Below are 20200 nucleotides of genomic sequence, written 5' to 3' on the forward strand. Positions count from 1 at the left end.
GGGAAATGGTTGACCTTGGCGGAGCTTTGCTGTGTGAAAGGGGCAACCGAAGCACAAACAGGAGCCTCTCATGGCCTGGAAAACCCTCGATGATATGCAATTGGCCGGAAAACGCGTTCTGACGCGGGTAGACGTGAACGTGCCCGTGGCTGACGGTGTTGTGACCGACGACACGCGAATTCAACGGATTTTGCCCACCGTGCGCGATATTCTGGCCGCTGGCGGCAAACCGATCCTGATGGCCCATTTCGGCCGCCCCAAGGGTAAAGTGGTTCCAGAGATGAGCCTGCGCGTTGTTGTGCCCGCACTTTCAAAGGCGCTTGGTTGCGAAGTCAAATTCGCGGATGGCAACTATGGTGCAGCCGTTGATGCACTTGCCGAGGGCGAAGTGCTCTTGCTTGAGAACTTGCGTTTCAACCCCGGTGAAGAAAAGAACGCCCCAGAGTTTGCCGCCCGCTTGGCAACGCTGGGTGATATCTATTGCAACGACGCCTTTTCCGCAGCGCACCGCGCCCACGCCTCGACCGAAGCCCTCGCCCGCTTGCTTCCTGCCTGCGCGGGCCGTTTGATGCAGGCGGAGCTTTCCGCGCTCGAAGGCGCGCTCGGCACACCAAAACGCCCTGTGATGGCGGTTGTCGGCGGGGCAAAAGTCTCCACCAAGCTCGAGTTGCTGGGCAACCTCGTTGAAAAGGTCGATCACCTTGTGATTGGCGGCGGCATGGCCAACACCTTCCTTGCGGCCCAAGGCATCGACGTCGGCAAATCCCTTGCCGAACACGAGATGACAGACACCGCCCGCGATATCCTCGCCAAAGCGAAAGCGGCAAATTGCAATGTGATCCTGCCAAGCGATGTGGTTGTGGCGCGCGAGTTTGCCGCCAATGCCGCCAACGAAACGGTTGCGGCGGATGCCTGCCCTGCGGATGCGATGATTTTGGATGCAGGTCCAGAATCAGTCGCCACCATTGCAGAGGCGCTTGCCAACAGCAAGACCCTGATCTGGAACGGCCCGCTCGGTGCATTTGAAATCCAGCCCTTCGACGCGGCCACCAATGCCGCCGCCAAACAGGCTGCTGAACTCTCTCGCGCAGGTAAGCTGATCTCGGTTGCGGGCGGTGGTGATACGGTTGCTGCGCTTAACAAAGCCGACGCGGCGAAGGACTTCACCTATATCTCGACCGCCGGCGGCGCATTCCTAGAGTGGATGGAAGGCAAAACCCTCCCCGGCGTTGCGGCTCTGGAGGGATAAACGCCCTCAAGCGACCACCAGATTTTTGCAAGGGCGCGGATTGGTATTCGCACCCTTTTTCTATGCCCTCTGACGCTCCTGAAAAAGGGAAACAATTCCGCTCAAACTCTATTTTTAGCGAATGAAAATAATCTGTTAGCGCAACCATGCACCCTGTTAACGCTATCAGCATTGCAACTCGGTTCCAGCCCTGTATGGGGTAGTCTCAGGCCCGATTTGTAATCTCCAAGAGGATCATTCCATGAGAGCGACGCGCATTGTTCAAAAAATTCTAGCCAACTACGAAGGCGAAACTCCGGGTGTTAAGGCAAACCTCTGCCGCATCCTGATGAACGGCAAACTCGGCGGCACCGGCAAGATGATTATCCTGCCTGTTGACCAAGGTTTTGAACACGGCCCTGCCCGCAGCTTTGCACCAAATCCGGCGGCCTATGACCCGCATTACCACTACCAACTGGCGATTGATGCGGGGCTCAACGCCTTTGCCGCGCCGCTTGGCATGCTCGAAGCCGGAGCAGACACCTACGCAGGTCAAATCCCGACAATCCTCAAGGCCAACTCCGCCAACTCGCTGATCCCGTCTGAGGCCGCCAAAGACCAAGCGATCACCGCGAGCGTTGATGATGCGCTACGCATCGGTGCGTCGGCTATTGGGTTCACGATCTATCCTGGCTCCTCCGCAGGGCTCGAGATGTTCGAAGAAATCTCCGCCATGCGCGAAGAAGCGGCGTCCAAGGGCATCGCAACCGTTATCTGGTCCTATCCACGCGGCGAAGCTTTGGACAAGAACGGCGAAACTGCGATCGACATCGCCGCATATGCTGCACAAATCGCGGCACTCCTTGGCGCGCATATCATCAAGATCAAACTCTCGACAGATCATCTCTCCCTGCCTGAAGCCAAGAAGGTCTATGAAGACGAGAAGATCGACATCGCAACTCAAGCCGCGCGCGTCAGCAATTGTATGGACGCAGCTTTTGCGGGCCGTCGGATCGTTGTCTTTTCCGGCGGCGCAAAGAAAGGCGCGGACAGTGTCTATGATGACGCCCGCGCAATCCGTGACGGCGGCGGCAACGGCTCGATCATCGGACGCAACAGCTTCCAACGCGAGCGCGAAGATGCGCTGGCGATGCTCGGCAAGCTCGTAAACATCTATAAGGGCAAGGAATAACCCCTTACCCTTTCGAAAAACTCAAGGCCCGCAACCCCATGCGGGCCTTTTGCGTCACACCCCATCTCAGCTGTGAAAAAAACTTCACAATAGTCGAATCAAGGGATTCACACGACGAATCACATGTGGCATAGTCGCTGGGACCACCCCAAAAGAGGGCGGCACAACGAGGCAAGCATGAGTCAACCAAAGCGCAAATCCCTTCTGGGAGTCTGGGCCTATAGCATCGGCGCAACCGGACTTGCGGTCTATTTCACCTTTGCCGCTGTGCAGGGTGACTATGGTATTTTCAACCGTGTGCAGATCACCGCTGAAGCCGAAGCGCTCAAGGCGGAGCTTGCCGAGATTTCGCGTGAGGTTGCGGTGATGGAAAACAAGACCCGCCGCCTCTCTGACAGCTATCTTGATCTCGATCTTTTGGATGAACAGGCCCGCTCTGTGCTCGGCCTCATTCGCAGCGACGAAATCGTCGTTCGCTAACCCGCTCGCGCGGTAATTCGCGCCGCGCTTTCCCTTGATTTTCACTCGAAGCTGCCCTTGCGGCACTTTAGATTGTCGCGCCTGTAGATTTTCGCTTCCAAATAGTTTAATACTAAACTATCTGAGATTTCGAAAGAAGTTACGCGACGGAGGAGCCTCCTATGGCCGCTAAAAAAACATCAAAGAAACCAAACGTTTCCAAGGATGAATTGCTTTCCTACTACAAGGAAATGCTCCTGATCCGCCGATTCGAAGAAAAGGCCGGTCAGCTGTACGGCATGGGCCTGATCGGCGGCTTCTGTCACCTGTATATCGGCCAAGAAGCGGTTGTGGTTGGCATCGAGGCCGCCACCGAAGACGGCGACAAGCGCGTCACATCTTATCGTGACCACGGCCATATGCTGGCCTGTGGCATGGACCCAAAAGGCGTGATGGCCGAGCTTACCGGTCGCGAAGGCGGCTATTCCAAAGGTAAAGGCGGCTCCATGCACATGTTCTCAAAAGAGAAGAACTTCTATGGCGGCCACGGCATCGTTGGTGCACAGGTTCCGATTGGTGCGGGCCTTGCTTTTGCCGACAAATACCTCGGTAACGACCGCGTTTCTTTCGCTTATTTTGGCGATGGTGCTGCTAACCAAGGGCAGGTTTACGAAACATTCAACATGGCAAGCCTCTGGAAGCTGCCCGTTGTGTTTGTGATCGAGAACAACCAATACGCCATGGGCACAAGCCTTCAGCGTGCCTCCTCCTCTCCTGAGCTTTATACACGTGGCGCAGGCTTCTCTATTCCTGGTGAAGCTGTGGACGGTATGGACGTTCTTGCGGTGAAGGAAGCTGCGGAAAAGGCCATCGCCCACTGTCGCAGCGGCGAAGGCCCCTATATCCTCGAAGTGAAAACATACCGGTACCGCGGTCACTCTATGTCTGACCCTGCAAAATACCGTACCCGCGAAGAAGTACAGAAGATGCGCGAAGAGCGTGACTGTATCGAGCAGGTCCGCGATATGCTGTTGACCGGCAAACACGCGACAGAGGACGACCTCAAGGCGATCGACAAAGAGATCAAAGCCACCGTTAACGACGCGGCAGAATTCGCCAAGGAAAGCCCCGAACCCGCGCTCGACGAGCTTTACACAGATATCTATGCGGAGGCCTAGGGCATGCCGCATTTCGAAATCCACGCAGCGGACGTAGAGGCGGCAAAAGCCTTCTATACCGGCCTTTTCGGCTGGTCGTTCGCGCCCATGCCTGGCGGCGAGGAGATGGGGTATCACCTCATCGAAGGCGCCGATATTGGCATGGACAAGGGTGTGACCGGCGGCCTGATGGCACGCATGGGCGACACGCCAGAAAAAGGCGCGCCTGTGCGCGGCGGCACCATGACCTTCGAGGTTGCGGATTGCGACGCCAGCTATGCTTGGGCGCTTGAAAACGGCGGGGACGAAGCCCTGCCACCAACTGATTATCCCGGTATTGGCCGGGCAGCCTATGTCGAAGATGGGCAAGGAAACATCGTGGGGATGATAACCCCGGCGGAAGGAGACAACTGATATGGCAACAGAAATTCTTATGCCCGCGCTTTCCCCCACTATGGAGGAAGGCACGCTTGCAAAATGGCTCGTCAAAGAGGGTGACACCATCGAGGCTGGCATGGTCATGGCCGAGATCGAAACCGACAAGGCCACCATGGAGTTTGAAGCTGTGGATGAAGGTATCCTTGGCAAAATCCTCGTTGAAGAAGGTTCCGAAGGCGTTGCCGTAAACACAGCCATCGCCGTTCTTCTTGAAGAAGGCGAAGACGCAGACGCTGCTGTAACGTCGTCAGCACCCGCTGCTTCGGAAGAAGCCGCTGCAGAAACTCCATCAGATGCCCCTGCGCAGGCCGCTGCACCTGTAGAGATCGTTGTACCGGATGAGCCGGAAATCCCAGAAGGCACAGAGATGCGCCCGACCACAGTGCGCGAAGCCCTGCGGGACGCAATGGCCGAAGAGATGCGCCGCGACGAAACCGTTTTCCTCATGGGTGAGGAGGTGGCCGAGTACCAAGGTGCCTATAAGATTTCTCAAGGTATGCTCGATGAGTTCGGCTCCAAGCGCGTGATTGACACACCAATTACCGAACACGGTTTTGCCGGTATCGCAACGGGTGCGTCATTCGCTGGCTTGCGTCCGATTGTCGAGTTCATGACGTTCAACTTCGCCATGCAGGCGATTGACCAGATCCTGAACTCTGCGGGTAAAACGCTCTATATGTCCGGTGGACAGATGGGCGCGCCCATGGTCTTCCGTGGCCCCAACGGTGCCGCTGCCCGCGTTGGCGCGCAGCACAGCCAGTGTTACGCCGCATGGTATGCGCATATCCCCGGCCTCAAGGTCGTGATGCCCTACTCCGCTGCTGACGCTAAGGGTCTGATGAAGACCGCGATCCGCGACAACAACCCAGTGATTTTCCTTGAAAACGAAATCCTCTACGGCAAGACATTCGACGTGCCGGTCCTTGAGGATTACACCGTTCCATTCGGCAAGGCGAAAATCTGGCGCGAAGGCTCTGACGTGACCATCGTGTCTTTCGGCATCGGCATGACATATGCGCTCGAAGCCGCTGACAAGCTGGCCGAAGAAGGCATCTCTGCCGAGGTGATCGATCTACGGACTCTGCGTCCGCTCGATTACGACACCATCCTGAAATCTGTCATGAAAACAAACCGTTGCGTGACAGTCGAAGAAGGTTTCCCTGTCGGCGCTATCGGCAACCATCTGTCGGCAACGATCATGGAGCGCGCATTCGATTACCTTGATGCGCCTGTTGTGAACTGCACCGGCAAAGACGTTCCGATGCCTTACGCCGCCAACCTCGAAAAACTTGCGCTTGTCACGACCGACGAAGTTATCGCCGCCGTCAAGCAAGTGACCTATCGCTAAGGAGATACCGGATATGCCTATTGAAATTCTCATGCCCGCGCTTTCCCCAACGATGGAGGAAGGCACGCTCGCAAAATGGCTCGTTAAAGAGGGCGACACTGTAAGCTCCGGCGATCTGATTGCCGAGATCGAAACAGACAAGGCGACGATGGAGTTCGAAGCTGTTGACGAGGGTGTTGTTGGCAAAATCCTCGTTGAAGAAGGCACAGAAGCAGTTGCGGTAAACTCCGTGATTGCTGTGTTCCTTGAGGATGGCGAGAGTGCTGATGACATTGGCGAAACAAGCGCTGCCCCTGCGGCCGCGCCTGCCGAAGCCAAGTCAGAAGAAGCCCCCGCCGCTGCTGAGGCACCTTCTGCAACGCCCGCGCCTGCTGCACCACAGGCCGCATCGGGCGAGCGCATCTTTGCGTCGCCGTTGGCGCGCCGCATTGCCGCTGACAAAGGTCTCGACCTCACTGATATCAAAGGCTCCGGCCCCAAGGGTCGCATCGTCAAAGCCGACGTTGAAAACGCAACCGCAGCACCGAAAGCCGCACCAAAAGCAGCCGAGGCACCCGCCAAAGCCGCCGCAGCGCCATCCGGTCCGAGCGCAGATGCCGTGGCCAAAATGTACGAGAGCCGCGACTTTGAAGAGGTCAAGCTCGATGGGATGCGCAAAACCATCGCTGCGCGCCTTGCAGAAGCCAAGCAAACCATCCCGCATTTCTATCTGCGCCGTGATATCAAGCTCGACGCGCTGCTCAAGTTCCGCAGCCAGCTCAACAAGCAGCTTGAAGGCCGTGGCGTGAAGCTGTCGGTGAATGATTTCATCATCAAAGCCGTTGCCAACGCACTGCAGCAGGTGCCAGAAGCCAACGCTGTTTGGGCCGGTGATCGTGTACTTCAGATGAAGTCGAGCGATGTGGCCGTGGCCGTGGCTATCGAAGGCGGGCTGTTTACGCCGGTGCTTGAAGACGCCGACATGAAATCGCTTTCTGCGCTGTCCACCCAGATGAAAGACCTCGCCTCCCGCGCCCGCGACCGCAAACTCGCGCCGCATGAATACCAAGGTGGTTCTTTCGCAATCTCCAACCTCGGGATGTTCGGCATCGACAATTTCGACGCCATCGTGAACCCACCCCACGCCGGCATTCTCGCCGTGGGCGCTGGCAAGAAACAACCCGTCGTCGGCGAAGATGGCGAACTGGCTGTCGCTACCGTGATGTCGGTAACGATGTCTGTCGACCACCGCGTGATCGACGGCGCTGTTGGTGCGAACCTGCTCAACGCGATTGTCGATAACCTCGAAAATCCAGTAGCGATGTTGGCCTAACCAACAACGCGACAAACCTGAAATGCTACGGCGCAGAAGAGATTCTGCGCCGTTTTTCTATGCGCGCCCTTGCCGCACCCTTCAAATACCTATTGCAATCCAATAGGGTTACGACTACCCGCCAGATTTCCGATACCCGAAAGCGACGGTGTACTCTAGATGCCCAAAAGAACGTCCAGACTTTTCACGCATAAGCTCGCCGATGCTTTGATGCTCGGCGCGATTGCGGTTTTCATCATTCTGCATTTAAACGGCGCGAACCTGAGCAAAGAAAACGGCGTACTTGAGAACGCACAGGTATTTGTCATTCTCTGTGGCGCGCTCACCTATTTGCTGCGCGCTATGATTAACTTCGGAGCGCCCTACCGCGCCATTCAAGCCTATGCCATTTTCATGACCGCGTTCCTCTTCGCAGGCGCGGCTCGCGAGTTGTCATTTGGCAAAGTCTTCGGGTTTGAGCCGCAAGTGGTAGATGGCGTTAAATACGTCGTTGCCGCTTTGGTCGTAGGGCTATTGCTTGTCACGCTCTGGGCCTATTTCCGACCAACGCAATCCCGCTGGCAGCAAACCAAAGATCTCCTGCGGAGCCGCACACTTCTGCATTTCTATGCGGCGTTCCTGATTTTCGGCATTGCAGGTGTCTTTGAAAAGGGTGACTTCGGCATGATCAAAAGTGTGTTCCTCGAAGAACTTCTGGAACTCACGTGTTTCATGGCGCTTTTGCGCGGCGCACTGCTGCTTGGATGCGAACGGCTTTGGAAACCACGCACGGACGCATCAACCGCAGCAAACGCCTTACAGCACCCCTCGGAAGGCGCTGCTACTTCTCGATAACCTGATTCATGCTCTGCGCGGGCTGATCGCATCCTGCTTCGCCCACAACTTTTGCCGGAACACCCGCAACTGTGGTGCAAGGCGGCACCTCTTGAAGCACGACGGAGCCTGCGGCAATGCGGCTGCAATGGCCAACCTTGATGTTGCCCAAAACCTTGGCCCCCGCACCGATCAACACGCCATCTCCGATTTTCGGATGACGATCACCGTCTTCCTTACCTGTCCCGCCAAGTGTGACGGACTGAAGGATCGACACGTTATCACCGACAACCGACGTTGAGCCGATCACGATCGAATGGGCGTGATCCATCATGATCCCCTTACCCACGCGTGCGGCGGGGTGGATATCAATGCCAAACATCTCTGAAGTCCGCATTTGGAAGAACCGCGCCATGTCGTGGCGCTCCTTTTTCCAAAGCCAATGCGACACACGATAGGCCTGCATCGCCTGAAACCCTTTGAAATAGAGCAGCGGCTGAATGAACTTGTCACAAGCCGGATCACGATCCTTCACTGCAACGAGGTCCGCACGCGCCGCCGTGGCAAGTGACGGATCATCGTCGTAGGCCTCATCCGCAATCTCGCGCAAAATCTGCTCCGACATCTCTGCCGATGCCAGCTTCAGCGAGATGCGGAAGGCCAGCGCCCGCTCAAGTGACGGGTGATGCAACAACGATCCATGCAGCATACCACCCATCAACGGCTCTTTGCGCACGGCTTCCTCGGCCTCGGTGCAGATCTGCGACCATACAGGGTCAAGCTCGCGGATTTTGCTATGTGTTTCGGCCATGGGGTGCCCTCGTCGTGCTTTGAATTTGTCAGGTCTACCTTATAGTAGATAGGTCGAAACCGACAATCGCAAAGCTGTGATAGCGCCCATTCAGTTACGGAATGGCCTCACTTTTGCTTGATCTGCCTTTGTTTCTTGCCCGTTCCGCGTGGCAATCATCGCGAAAACATAAGCCAAAGCAGCGCAGAAAACCCTGTCTTCAAGCCCGGATTCCGGCAATTGCTCGGTTGCATTTGCGGCCGCCATCAAGCTGCCATTGCCCCATAGCGGATGCGCCCGCCCCGTCCTGATACGATAAATATCCGCTGCTTCGGCCTGTGCCATAATCTCGACCGCGCGGCGCGGCCAATCCGCTCGCGGCAGAGCAACAAGCGCTCGCGCGAGCGCCGTGATATCACCATGGAGGAACGGGCGCATCGATCAAAGCTGCGGTATGGTTAGCGCGTAATAATGCACGGCCAGCCGCACCGTTCCCCCTGCAAAATCACCGCCATTTGCCGTCAAGACCAAGCCACTGGGCGCATACTCCGTGCTGGGATACGAAAGCGTTCCCTTTACATAGGATCCCTGCGAAAGCCCCAGCCCGCTGCCATATTGCGCAGCAGAACTCACCGTTCCAAGGCTCCAATCGGTCAGCGTGCCCGTAATCGCATCCGTCACAACACCCGACACTCCGAACACCATCGCATGAGCGGGAATAAACGGAATGGTACTAACTGTCGCGCCAGCGTTCAAAACGTGATCAATTTCAAGCACATGAAAGCCCGAAGCCGCGCCATTTGGGCTCCGTGCAAGAGCGCCCTGAACCCAGTTGCTGCCGTCAAAATGTACCGCGCGGCTCATGTCTTCGACCCATCCGCGCCACCCTGTTTTGGGTGTCACAAATATCCAGCCTCCATTGGAGAAAATTGCCACCTTTCCTCCTTGTCCGGCCCAAGCATTTACAGCTCCTGTCGGCACGGCATAACAAGCGCCCTCATCGGCCGCCAACGGCGGTGTCACCGTGTCGACCGAGGCCAAGACAAGCTGCGAAAGCCCGTCGAGCCGCACCAGCGCTTCGTTAACCGTAACATGTTTCTGTGCCTGGCTTGGTTGCACCAAAGGCAGGGCAAAATTCGCTGTGCTAGTCATTGATCATTTTCCTTCTAAATGGTCCCGCGCCGAACCGCTGAGAGATTTGCGCGACTTCGAATGCGTCCGGCACGCCGCCGTCACTTGCCTGCATCGCGGCTGTATAGGTGAAACTTGGGGTCGAAACCGTCGCCTCTCGCAGCAAGGCCTCGCCCTCGAGTACGCGAACGACATAGCTTTCACTGTCCTCGCCAAGTGGGATGTCAAAGCCACTCCATTGGTCTGCTTCCACGCGCGCACGCCTGATCCAACTCAGGGTCAGATCTCCTGCATCATCCTGCGCCTTTAAGTGCACCGGAGCATAGGGCCGCAACCCAATCCCTTGAAAAGCCTCAACCTTATGCTCATAGCTCGGATCATCATACCCGCGGGTTGCTGGCCCAATCCGATAGTTCCGCGCGAGCCCCCTTGCATTTGTGGCAAGCGATATCTGCTCTGCAGTTCCATCGAGAAGCACGAACAGGCTCCCAACAGGCCAGACCTCAGGCATAATCGCGTCGCTCCCAAACTGGCCGCGCAACCGCCCCGACAACTCATAAGTGTCTTCCGCCACAAGTCTGGCCTCTGTGAACTGGAACAACTCCCAATTCTCGCTGTTGCCATCTCCAATCGCGGCAAGGTTCACGCCATTCAGAACCGCATCCGAAGTCGCAGACGAAAGCTCCCCCGTTGCAAGCTTCACCCGCAGCGCAACCCCGTTATCAGGCACACCCGCCAGAGCCGCCACCATGGGTGTCTCCGTCTGCCCTATCACGCTCTGCTGGCTCACCAGTGTATTGAGCCTATAGCCCGCGTCATCGGACTCCGCCGAACTATAAACCGCCACTGACCCTGGCCATGGTTCCGCCGTAACAGCCAGATGCGGCGCGTGTGGCGCTTCATCGCCCGTCAATAACGGCAGATCGAGGAACTGCGCAAAAACGGGAACAGGCGGCGTGAAACTGCGCGGTGGTGTCGGCTCTTCGATTGCATCACTCGCTGTGTAAACCGCATTCTCAACCCGAACGGCGTCGATGATCTGCGCACCTGATTGCTCCACGTTATCAATACGATAGTTTGCAACACCCTCCCCATCAGGCAAGGCAACAACATCGCCAGCCCCAAGGTCCAACTCCGACATCGGCAGCGCAAACCGAACCGCATCGCGTGCAACGCGGCTCTCGGCAAGCCAACGTTCCACAATCGTGCTCGCTTCTGCCTTCGTAAGCGCCAGAGGCAACTCGGATTGCGACACAGAAAAGGTCACCTCATCCGGATGAATTGCCTCCGCAGCACGGACTTCGAAATCTCCGTCGCTCTCCACAAACGCCAGCCGGATGCGCCCTGCCGTTTCCGCTGTCGGCGCGCGCATGCGCTGCAAGACAGCATCCTGGTCAGGCAAATCCGCCATCTGATCAGGCAGAATTTCTACGTCTGCAATCCCGTCGCGAGTCTTGAAAACAAGCATGCCATCACGCTCGATCGCTTCAAACCCATAGGCCAGCATCAACGGCTGCAACGCCGAACGAGCTGTGGTCACATCCGCAACCTGATAGCCGCGCACAAAGCCATAAAGCGCGCTTGTGTCATAATCCGTAACACCGGAACGCTCACAAATCTCGCCCACGACTGACGCCAAAGATCGTGCAACCGTCCGCCCGTTGAGCCAATGACCTCGCGCGTAATTGCCACCGTCTGACCACAAATTTCCGTTGTTCGGAAAATACGGAAATGGCCGCGCGTCCCACGCCCAAACATGCGCACGCGACATATCAATCATCGGAACACCAGTTTCGGCACTCACCGGATTATTCGCAGGATCCCGCCAATAGGCATAGAGCGCCCGCAAATACTGCATCTGGATAAGGTCATCTCGTGTCCCGTCAGAATATTTTGGCAAGCTGCTTTCGCTCGATTTCGGGTCCAGAAACTTGTTGGGCTGGTTCGTACCTTTATCAATCGCAGCACAGCCGATTTCGGTAAACCACACCGGCTTGCTTTCGGGCACCCAAGCGGTCGCTTGCGCCTGCCGCTCACCGCCAACGCGATTGTGGTGCCTATTCTGCCACCAGCCACGAATATCCTTATATCGCCAAACCCAATCTTCGCCGTGGGCCCCATCCTCAATCGGTGTTCGGATTTGAGCGCGTTCGGCCGCATTGGAATGATAATACCAGTCATACCCCTCACCGCCTTCGATATTGGCCATCAGGTATTCAAGATTGTGAATCGAGCCCCAACCGGCGTCCTGATGATCCGCACCGTCGCGCCAATCCGACAGCGGCATGTAGTTATCGATGCCGATGAAATCGATGTTCGCATCAGCCCAAAGCGCATCAAGATGGAAGTAAACATCACCTGATCCGTCCTGCGGATGATAGCCGAAATACTCGCTCCAATCTGCCGCATAACTAAGTTTGCACTCAGGCCCCAAGACAGCCCTTACGTCCGCTGCCAACTGACGAAGTTTCTCAACCGCCGGAAAGCCGTTTGCCGCGTCACGCACCTGCGTCAGCCCACGCATTTCCGACCCGATGCAAAACGCCGCTACGCCGCCTGCAGCCTTACACAAATGCGCATAGTGCAGGATGAACCGACGGTAGCTCCATTCCGACGGACCGGTATAATTCACGTTGGTACCGTTGATCGTAAAGTCATCCACTTGCGCTGTACCAAAGAACGCATCCACTTCACTTGTGGCTGACGCAGTTTGATCGGGGCTGCCACTCTGGCCCGGCGCCACGGAAAGCGTAATCCGCCCGCGCCACGGCAATTTCGGCTGATCCGCTGCGCCAGTATAAGGATCGACCTTCCCATTACCGCTCTCCTGATCCATCAGGATAAACGGATAAAAAACAATGTCCTGCCCACCATCGCTCATCTCGGAAATAGCCTCGACCACAGAGGCATCCGTCGGTGTCCCGCCATAAATGGAGCGCCCATCGTCCTTCGGAACCTTTCTCGCACCACTCCGTGTCACGCCAGAAACACGCCAAGGCATCGTTGTGCCGTCCAGTATCTTCTGTTCGACCTTCGGTTGGATCTCGCATTTGTTCATCCGCAAGTCGTCACCGAACCACGACACAACAAGCGACACCGATTTCACTTTCGGCATTTCATCCCGCAGCGCTTCCATTGAGGTCGCAAAATCGGTTTTCCCAGAAGGTGTATTTACGTTGGCGGAACGGTTTTTGCCCAAACCGCTGCTGTAATGCACCGGCGTTGTTGCTAGTGCATATTCACCCGTTCCAGGAATGAGCGCGACCCCCTCAACTGCCGTAACAGGATCGGCTTCCGCAGTTTCAAGATCAACCTGCGCAGGCCGTAGAACCTCGAAGTTGAACTGTGGGAAACGGTTGCCAAACTGCGCCAGTTGCAGGTTCTCAAACACCACATAGGCGATGCCACGATAGGCCGGCGTATTGCCCGCCCCCTCAACAGCTTCGATTTTCGGGTCCGGCATCTGATCCTGACTACCGGAATAGACCCGCATATTCAGATCATCCCGCGCAATCTCGACCCCATCTGCCCAGACACGTCCAATTCCTGAAATCTCACCCTCGCAGAGCGCGACCGCTGCACTCACCGAGTAAGAGTAGCTCGTGACCTCCGGCTCCTTTGGGCCGCCTTTGCCCCCGCCACCACCGGATTTCTTCTTGCGCTCACTAAACTCCGAGGCCCAGATCACCTGCCCCGCGGTTCGCATCCTTCCGTAAATTTGCGGAATCGGCGCGCCTTCGCTTGCCCCCGTCAAACGGAACCGATCCACGCGGCCCGTTTCCACGGCCTGACTGCCGCCCCCCAGCAATCGTTGGTCGATCATTCGACCCACAGTTGCGCCAACCGCGCGCCCGATGATGGCCGACGAAATCCCAAACGCCGCGCCACCCAAGGAGGCCCCAACACTGTATCCAACAGCAGCAAGTACAACCGTCGCCATTATTTGCCCTCCTCAGGAAATTCGAACCGCGCCACAATCCGGCGCTGCCACGGCAGGGAAAGCGGACTTTCCACCACACCGTGGCCCATGTAGGCATGCACAAACGTCGCGCCCTCACCTGTTTTGCCTTGAATGCCAAGGTGTTTGGCCACTGATCCCGCGCGCATTCGAAACAACAGCACATCCCCCGCCGCAGCATCTGTGCGCGGCTTCTCCCTCAGATAAGCCCGCGCCGCCGACCAAAGTGTTTCCTCACCCGTTGGCTCGCTCCAGTCTGGCGTATAGTTGGGCGCCGCAACCGGCTCCACGCCCAGCGCCTCGCGCCAGACTCCACGCAGCAGCCCAAGACAATCCGCACCCGCATGTTTCGTAGAGGCTTGATGCACATAGGGCGTACCAATCCACGCCCGTGCTGAGATCAGGATATCGTTCCTCATGCCGCACCTCCGCCCGAGCCAGAAATGCGGCTTCCGCCGTCATTCCGGCCACCACGCCGAGGTACAGACATCAGCCAATCCTCGCCAGGGATATGCGGAAACCCTTGAAAATTGATGTAGTTGTTGAACTTGTGCTTGCAGGTCGCAACCCGCTTGTCACAGCCGGCCTCAAACCGGATCACATCACCAACTGCAAGGCCAAGGCGCGGCGCTTCCCACAGTTCGATTTCGCGGTGTGCATCTGTCAGCCGATCATTTTTTACAATCCCGACAAGCCCAGCGCCGGCCCCACTCATGATCTCAAACCGCCCACGCTCGAACCATCGGTCATCAAAGCTCTTCATGCCGTTAAATCGCAGAACACGGTTGCCTAGAACTTCAGCGATCTCTCGCTCTGTCGCAAAGCCTGTTTTCTTTAGCGAAAACTTGCAATTCGTATCTCCCAGCACCGCGGTGCACGGCTTCTGAAAGCTCCGTCCCTGTGGTTGGTTCAACGCTTCGGTCAACCCGCGCAGTTCCGCCTGAAATGCGCCGTCTCCGCGCGTTAACTCGCCAAGGGTGCCCCGAAACTGCAAATGCCGCTGACTCACGTCCTGCCAGTTCACAAGCCACGCCAGAACCTCTGCCCCATCATACCGCCCCGCAGCAATATCTTCCTCGCGGATCATATCACTACAAAGCGCCCCAACGGCCTCGCTGTTATCAACCGCAAGCCCTGTTGTTTGCTGCAAAGCCCGCGCCGTCAGCCCCGTTTCGGCGACGAACTCAATCCCCTCAAACGAAAGCGCTCGGTCATGATCTGTAAACCCAAGCCTTACCCCATCTGTGCGCGTAACAGCCCAGCATCGACATACGCTCGTGTAGCCGCTCTTCAAATGCGCCAGAAAATCAGCATCTATCCCCATCAGACCCGCACCTCCACGATCGGCACGTTTGGCACGTCACCCGCCTGAAAACTTGCAACAGAAGTGTGGATATGATCGGCATCAAACCGCACCGGCACGTCAAACTCGAACCCAGCGGTAATTGTAACGCCTACGTCCGGCGGATGGCTAAAGGTCACCTGCCCTGTGGCATGGTCTACGTCATAGTCCACGCTCTCCTGCAATGGATCACCCTGAACACCGATCTTAACGGTTCCCTCTACGGGCTTATGAATTGGCCGCACATAGTCATGCGTCCCCGAGGCATAGGTCTTGGTCAACTGCCAAACCGCAGTTTCCCCATCCCCTGTACCGATGCGCTGGTCCTCGTAATCCGGCTCGACCGAAGCCTTACCTGATTTGAAATCCGACCAATCCTTCCACCGAAACCCGAAAAGCTGCCCGCGGCGTGCTTCAAAAAACGCTAACAGCGTCTCCACATCATCCAGCGAGCGCATCCCGACACCCGCGTCATAGCGGCGACGAGAATGGGCCCAGGGCGTATTACGCTCCTCAAACCCATTGGCCAGCGTGACAACATCCGTTTTCCGCTCTGGCCCACCGACGGAACCAAAACTCAGCGTCGCCGGAAATCTTACCTCGTGAAACCCCATGTCCGTCCCTCCTTAAGCGTTGCGTTGACCGCGCCCGACCGCACGGCTCAACTGCGCCGCAATCTGCCCCTGACTGCGTTTGAACCCCTGCACATCAGGCGTTGATATGTTCATCGTGATATTGACGGGCCTTCCGCCCCCCTGCGTGCGTACGCCAAGGCTGCCATCGGCCCCACGCGCGAGCGGCATAATTGCTTCGGGGCCGGCTTCACCCATGAGGCCCATACCTCCACGCATCGGAAAGTTTGTCGGCCCTGAAATGACCCCACCCTTTGCAAAGGGCATCACCTTGCCCTGCGTAAACGCGCCTCCGCTTTGAAAGCCCATGACGCCCCCCACGGCATCATTCACCGTGCTGGCAATGATCCCTCCAAGTTGGTTTGTCACGGGCTTGATCGCTGCCGCATAGGCTGTATCGATCATCGACCGCCCTACGGTGTTCAGCGCATCCGAGAGCTTCATCCCGTCAAACACCAAGCCATCAAAGGCGCGGCGCAATCCGCGCCCGATCCCGCTCGACAGGCTCGACACCTCAAGCCCTGTCGAACTCAGCGTTTCGCGCATCCGCAAGAGTTCCGCCTCGAATGTGGCCGACATAGCGCTTGCGCCCGACAGCGAGTTCTCAAGCGCCTCCACTCGGTCGTCAAATTCACCAATGCCATCAACATCTTTGGTCATTCCATTTTCCTTTTCCACATTCGTTCAGCCTTCTAGCCAACCGTGTCAGGGAACTTCCGCGCCAACTCTTCCAACCGGCTTCGGCCAAGCGGTTTCGCCGCGTCCTCACTGCCCAGCATCAGCATTAGCTCCGCTGGTGTGAGCGCCCAGAAATCCCGCGGTGTCATGCCTAGGCCGCGCATCCCGGCCCGCATCAGCGCAGGCCAGTCCATGCTGCGCCCATTCTGCGACCCCAAAGTCACGCGCTCGGAACCGTAAATGCCCGCGCGAGCAAGACCGCCGCCACCCGCGCCGCCTCAATCGGGCCGCCCTCAATCTCGGCCCCAAGCAGATCTGCGCCCGTTCCGCGCCACCCCCCGCCACGCAAGCCCGCCACAATCAGCGCCAAGACATCACGCGTAGAGAATCCTCCGCTCTCAAACCGTTCCACAAGGTCAATGAGCGTTCCGGCCTCAAGACACGCCTCAAGCTCCGCCAACGCACCGAGGGTAAGCTTCAGACTGCGCCGCTCGCCGTCGATCACCAGATCAACCTCACCTGCCAATGGGTTCGCCATCTTCTGCGCCCTCAAAGTGCGGTGAACTGCAATGCGCCCGCAGAGGCCATCGCCAGCTCATAGGTCGCCTCGCCGTTGTGGCTTCCCGCATATTCAATCGAGGTCACCTGAAACGCGCCTTCAACAACGCCGAAATCGGGGATGATCACCTGAAACTGGGGTGTTTCCCCGTCAAAGAAGATCTGCCGCGCCCGTTCATCCGTACTTTCGTCCTTGAAGATACCGGAGCCAGAAATCGATGCTGATTTCACACCTGCGCCCGAAAGAAGCTCGCGCCACCCGCCCTGGCTTTCCAACGAAGTCACATCCACGGTTTCCGCGTTAAAGCTGATCCGCGTTGCGCGTAGCCCCGCGATGGTTTCAAACTGCCCGCCACCGGTCATGTCGAGCTTGATAAGTAGGTCTTTGCCGTTTTGGGCACCCATGAGAAATCCTCCAGTAAAGTAATCAGTTGTCTTCCACGCGAGCGCGGAACTTCAGGTCAATCCGGCGTGTCTCGCCCTTGCCCACGCGCCGCGCTACCGCTCGATCAAAATTGAGATACACAAGCCGTCCGCGCGAAAGCGTTAGGTCCGCATCCACCAAGCAATCCGAAATCGCCGCCGCCACTTCCTTGGCGCTCTGAAAACCAGCCGCCTCCGTAACAACGGAAACCGTGAACATATGCAGCGCGCCATAGCCGTCCTTATCCGCACGGTTGCGCACGTCTTCTGGCCCAAGGCTCACATAGGTGGGCGGCAAAGCCCCGCTCGGAGCACGATCATAGATCGCAGCCCCCACCAACGCGCCAAGCGTCGTATCCGCTGCCAGCTTTTGATAGACAGCGCCCTGAAGCGCCGCCGAAACGCCATAACTCATGAGACCACCTCTTCTTCCGCGGTACAGGTCAAGTAGCGCCCTTGGCTATCCGCCTCCGCGACCGCCAAAATGCGGTAAACGCGTGCGCCTTCGGTAAACCGCTGCTCAGGATGCGGGCGGCTCGCGCTGCCCTCTGGTGCGGCCCGCACGGTGATCCGCAATTTCTGGGTAGAGACCGTGACAAAATCACCTGCCTTCTCGCGCCCCGTGCTGAACTTGATCGCGGCCCAGAGCGTGCCCAGTGCCTGCCACGTCTCCGAATACCCCCCTGCGCCATCAGCAACACGCACAGGCGCCTCAAGGGTCAGCTTTCTGTTCAATTCGGGCATCGCCATCACGCCGCACCCCCAAGAATGCGAACCGTTCGATATGGCGCAATCAAGCTGTTCACCCCAACCGGAAGCGTTTCGCCACGCTCACGCATATCGCCCCGATGCTCATAGAACTGCGCCGCCACCAACATGACCGCTTGCGCAAGGTCTGCGGGGATGTCGTCCCAATCGGCGCCAAACCCTGCTGTAAACACAACCTCAGCCGTCCCCCCCAAGGGGATCGTCGGCAAGCACGCGCCCGTTGGCAAAAGCTTCGGGCGGTGCGCGTCGCGCTGCAAAACAAACCGCGCCGCATCAATCTCCGTGGCGCTGCTCAGCCGGTCCAGCGTCTTCAGCGACGAAACCGCACCAACCGGTGCCACAGGCAACGCCTGCTCACTCAGCGCGCGCCAGCCTGTCAGCTGCCATAAAAACTCACGCTCAATCAAAACCTTGCCCGTGCGCGCCTCAATCGCTGCCATCGCGCTGCGCAGGCACGTCTCGAGAATGCTGTCCTGAAGCGCATCATCCGAAAAGCCGGAGCCCATGCGCAAATGCTCTTTGAATTTCTCGACCGGAAGCGCCGCCGCTGGCACTGTGGTTTGCTCGATTAACATCATGGAAAACTCCGAATTCCCGTAAAACTAGCCTCCGCCGCAGCCCTCTCTGCCTCATACGGGCCAAAGGCTCTGCAATTCGGGCGCGTACCTGCCGCATCGCTCGGACGGAGGGGAGCAGCTAGACAACACGAACCAACGGTACGCGCCCGGTGTGACCCCATGTCGGGGCCTTCGCCAATCAGGCTTAGCTGACGGCGAATTTCAGAAGTTTGATCGCAGCAAAGTCGCTTACACCACCGCCCACGCGCTTCGTGGCATAGAACAGCACGTTCGGTTTCGCAGAGAACGGATCACGCAACACGCGCAAGTCCGGACGCTCGGCAATGGTGTACCCGTTGGAAAAGTCACCAAAGGCAATCGCTGTCGCATCAGAGGCGATATCCGGCATGTCCTCGGCAATCATCACCGGGTAGCCCATCAAACGCGCTGGTTCGCCCGCCTGAAGCCCGTCGCTCCACAAGAAACGACCATCGGCATCCTTCATTTTACGTACTGCACCAGCAGTTTTGGAGTTCATCACGAATGTCGCATTGGCGCGGTATTCAGCACCAAGCGCATAAACGAGGTCCACAATCGCATCGCTGGCGTTGATATTGGCAAAATCGCCATCCTCGCCCGTCGCCACATAGCCAAGGTTACCCCAGGACCACGCGCCATTGGCCACGATGGATTTCGTCAGGAAGCCCGTAGGCTTATCCACGCCGTCACCATTCACAAAGGCCGCTGCCTCTGCGCGAGCGAATTTGTCCGCGATGCGGCCCGCGAGCCAACCCTCGATATCAAACGCCGCATCGTCAAGCAGACGCTGGCTTGCTTTGGGAAGCGCGGAAAGCTCGTGAAGCGGGATCGAAATGCGGTCAAAGCTCGGTGTAGCTGTCTCGGTCACAGAGCCTGTTTCGCTTGCCCAGCCAGTACCGACTTCGGTGTGATCCACCAAAACATCATAGCTCGTGGCCTCAACCTCAACCACGGTCGCAATCGAACGGATCGACGCCGTCGCATAAAGCACACCTTTGATCGTTTCGCTGGTCTTCGGATCCACCAGATAACCACCCTCGCCAGCAACGGCCGTATTCATGGATTTCTCCTCAACGGCGAGGCCACGAAGCGCGTCGTCGTCACCGGCACGCAGATAAGCGTTAAACGCCTTTTGATGTGGAACCTCCACCTCGGCAGTGGCCGAAAGTTGGGGGCGTTTGGCAGTCATATGTTTGCGTTCCAGCATGGTCAGTCGCTCTTCCTGTAGTTGAAGTTTTGATTTCGTTTCGTCTGTTAAAGTTCTGATATCGCTCACGAAGCCGGTAAGCGCGGTCTTGACCTCCGCGGCCGGCGACAGACCGTCAGACACAGCTGTCCCGGCCCGAGCCTTTGTCTCGGTTTTGCTCATGGATTAAT

General features: G+C 57.6%; 23 protein-coding genes. 8 read left to right on the top strand and 15 right to left on the bottom strand.

Annotated features, from left to right (window positions below; all coding sequences use genetic code 11):
* Positions 1-70 precede the first annotated feature (70 nt).
* The 8 genes from OU789_RS08005 to OU789_RS08040 all read left to right on the top strand — a co-directional run bounded on the left by OU789_RS08005 (position 71) and on the right by OU789_RS08040 (position 7968).
* Complete coding sequence (locus OU789_RS08005) at positions 71-1249, top strand: phosphoglycerate kinase (protein WP_274654874.1); 1179 nt, start codon at positions 71-73, stop codon at positions 1247-1249.
* Between the two features lie 241 nt (positions 1250-1490).
* Complete coding sequence (locus OU789_RS08010; RefSeq protein WP_263952927.1) at positions 1491-2420, top strand: class I fructose-bisphosphate aldolase; 930 nt, start codon at positions 1491-1493, stop codon at positions 2418-2420.
* Positions 2421-2597: 177 nt separating this feature from the next.
* A complete protein-coding gene (locus tag OU789_RS08015; protein ID WP_274654876.1) occupies positions 2598-2900 on the top strand; it encodes an FtsB family cell division protein in 303 nt (100 codons plus the stop codon).
* Positions 2901-3061: 161 nt separating this feature from the next.
* Entirely contained in the window at positions 3062-4057 is a 996-nt protein-coding gene (pdhA, locus tag OU789_RS08020; RefSeq protein ID WP_274654878.1) for a pyruvate dehydrogenase (acetyl-transferring) E1 component subunit alpha, read from the top strand.
* Between the two features lie 3 nt (positions 4058-4060).
* Positions 4061-4450, top strand: coding sequence for a VOC family protein (locus OU789_RS08025; RefSeq protein ID WP_274654880.1), 390 nt, complete (start codon positions 4061-4063; stop codon positions 4448-4450).
* A 1-nt stretch (position 4451) separates the two neighbouring features.
* A complete protein-coding gene (locus OU789_RS08030) occupies positions 4452-5822 on the top strand; it encodes a pyruvate dehydrogenase complex E1 component subunit beta (RefSeq protein ID WP_274654882.1) in 1371 nt (456 codons plus the stop codon).
* A gap of 13 nt (positions 5823-5835) precedes the next feature.
* A complete protein-coding gene (locus tag OU789_RS08035) occupies positions 5836-7134 on the top strand; it encodes a pyruvate dehydrogenase complex dihydrolipoamide acetyltransferase (protein WP_274654884.1) in 1299 nt (432 codons plus the stop codon).
* A 159-nt stretch (positions 7135-7293) separates the two neighbouring features.
* Positions 7294-7968, top strand: coding sequence for a hypothetical protein (locus tag OU789_RS08040; protein WP_274654886.1), 675 nt, complete (start codon positions 7294-7296; stop codon positions 7966-7968).
* On the opposite strand, the gene cysE is transcribed toward OU789_RS08040, so the two are convergent.
* The 15 genes from cysE to OU789_RS08115 all read right to left on the bottom strand — a co-directional run bounded on the left by cysE (position 7955) and on the right by OU789_RS08115 (position 20192).
* Complete coding sequence (gene cysE / locus OU789_RS08045) at positions 7955-8758, bottom strand: serine O-acetyltransferase (protein ID WP_263952920.1); 804 nt, start codon at positions 8756-8758, stop codon at positions 7955-7957. The genes OU789_RS08040 and cysE overlap by 14 nt on opposite strands.
* A gap of 90 nt (positions 8759-8848) precedes the next feature.
* Complete coding sequence (locus tag OU789_RS08050; RefSeq protein ID WP_274654889.1) at positions 8849-9175, bottom strand: DUF7742 family protein; 327 nt, start codon at positions 9173-9175, stop codon at positions 8849-8851.
* 3 nt (positions 9176-9178) lie between these two features.
* On the bottom strand, positions 9179-9889 hold the full coding sequence (locus OU789_RS08055; RefSeq protein WP_274654891.1) for a DUF2793 domain-containing protein: 711 nt from the start codon (positions 9887-9889) through the stop codon (positions 9179-9181).
* The gene (locus OU789_RS08060) at positions 9882-13808 is read right to left on the bottom strand and encodes a baseplate multidomain protein megatron (protein WP_274654893.1); all 3927 of its coding nucleotides are present in this window, start codon (positions 13806-13808) and stop codon (positions 9882-9884) included. The genes OU789_RS08055 and OU789_RS08060 overlap by 8 nt, the downstream gene beginning before the upstream one ends.
* Entirely contained in the window at positions 13808-14245 is a 438-nt protein-coding gene (locus OU789_RS08065) for an NlpC/P60 family protein (RefSeq protein WP_274654895.1), read from the bottom strand. The genes OU789_RS08060 and OU789_RS08065 overlap by 1 nt, the downstream gene beginning before the upstream one ends.
* Positions 14242-15150 (bottom strand): DUF2163 domain-containing protein, encoded by a 909-nt coding sequence (locus OU789_RS08070; RefSeq protein ID WP_274654897.1) that lies wholly within the window; start codon positions 15148-15150, stop codon positions 14242-14244. The genes OU789_RS08065 and OU789_RS08070 overlap by 4 nt, the downstream gene beginning before the upstream one ends.
* Complete coding sequence (locus OU789_RS08075) at positions 15150-15782, bottom strand: DUF2460 domain-containing protein (RefSeq protein WP_274654899.1); 633 nt, start codon at positions 15780-15782, stop codon at positions 15150-15152. The genes OU789_RS08070 and OU789_RS08075 overlap by 1 nt, the downstream gene beginning before the upstream one ends.
* A 12-nt stretch (positions 15783-15794) precedes the next feature.
* Complete coding sequence (locus OU789_RS08080) at positions 15795-16460, bottom strand: phage tail tape measure protein (RefSeq protein WP_263952913.1); 666 nt, start codon at positions 16458-16460, stop codon at positions 15795-15797.
* A gap of 32 nt (positions 16461-16492) precedes the next feature.
* Positions 16493-16672, bottom strand: a complete 180-nt coding sequence (locus tag OU789_RS08085; protein WP_274654903.1) for a rcc01693 family protein — start codon at positions 16670-16672, stop codon at positions 16493-16495.
* A gap of 26 nt (positions 16673-16698) precedes the next feature.
* Positions 16699-17016 (bottom strand): gene transfer agent family protein, encoded by a 318-nt coding sequence (locus OU789_RS08090; RefSeq protein WP_274654904.1) that lies wholly within the window; start codon positions 17014-17016, stop codon positions 16699-16701.
* An 11-nt stretch (positions 17017-17027) separates the two neighbouring features.
* On the bottom strand, positions 17028-17441 hold the full coding sequence (locus OU789_RS08095; protein WP_263952911.1) for a phage major tail protein, TP901-1 family: 414 nt from the start codon (positions 17439-17441) through the stop codon (positions 17028-17030).
* Between the two features lie 22 nt (positions 17442-17463).
* Positions 17464-17874: a DUF3168 domain-containing protein gene (locus tag OU789_RS08100; RefSeq protein WP_274654907.1), complete on the bottom strand. Its 411-nt coding sequence runs from the start codon at positions 17872-17874 to the stop codon at positions 17464-17466.
* Positions 17871-18209, bottom strand: a complete 339-nt coding sequence (locus OU789_RS08105; protein ID WP_274654909.1) for a head-tail adaptor protein — start codon at positions 18207-18209, stop codon at positions 17871-17873. The genes OU789_RS08100 and OU789_RS08105 overlap by 4 nt, the downstream gene beginning before the upstream one ends.
* Positions 18209-18805, bottom strand: coding sequence for a head-tail connector protein (locus OU789_RS08110; RefSeq protein WP_274654911.1), 597 nt, complete (start codon positions 18803-18805; stop codon positions 18209-18211). Before OU789_RS08110 ends, OU789_RS08105 begins: the two co-directional genes overlap by 1 nt.
* 184 nt (positions 18806-18989) lie before the next feature.
* Positions 18990-20192, bottom strand: coding sequence for a phage major capsid protein (locus tag OU789_RS08115; protein ID WP_274654913.1), 1203 nt, complete (start codon positions 20190-20192; stop codon positions 18990-18992).
* Positions 20193-20200: the final 8 nt, after the last annotated feature.

It is taken from the genome of Halocynthiibacter sp. C4 (genome assembly GCF_028823805.1).
GTDB lineage: Bacteria > Pseudomonadota > Alphaproteobacteria > Rhodobacterales > Rhodobacteraceae > Falsihalocynthiibacter > Falsihalocynthiibacter halioticoli.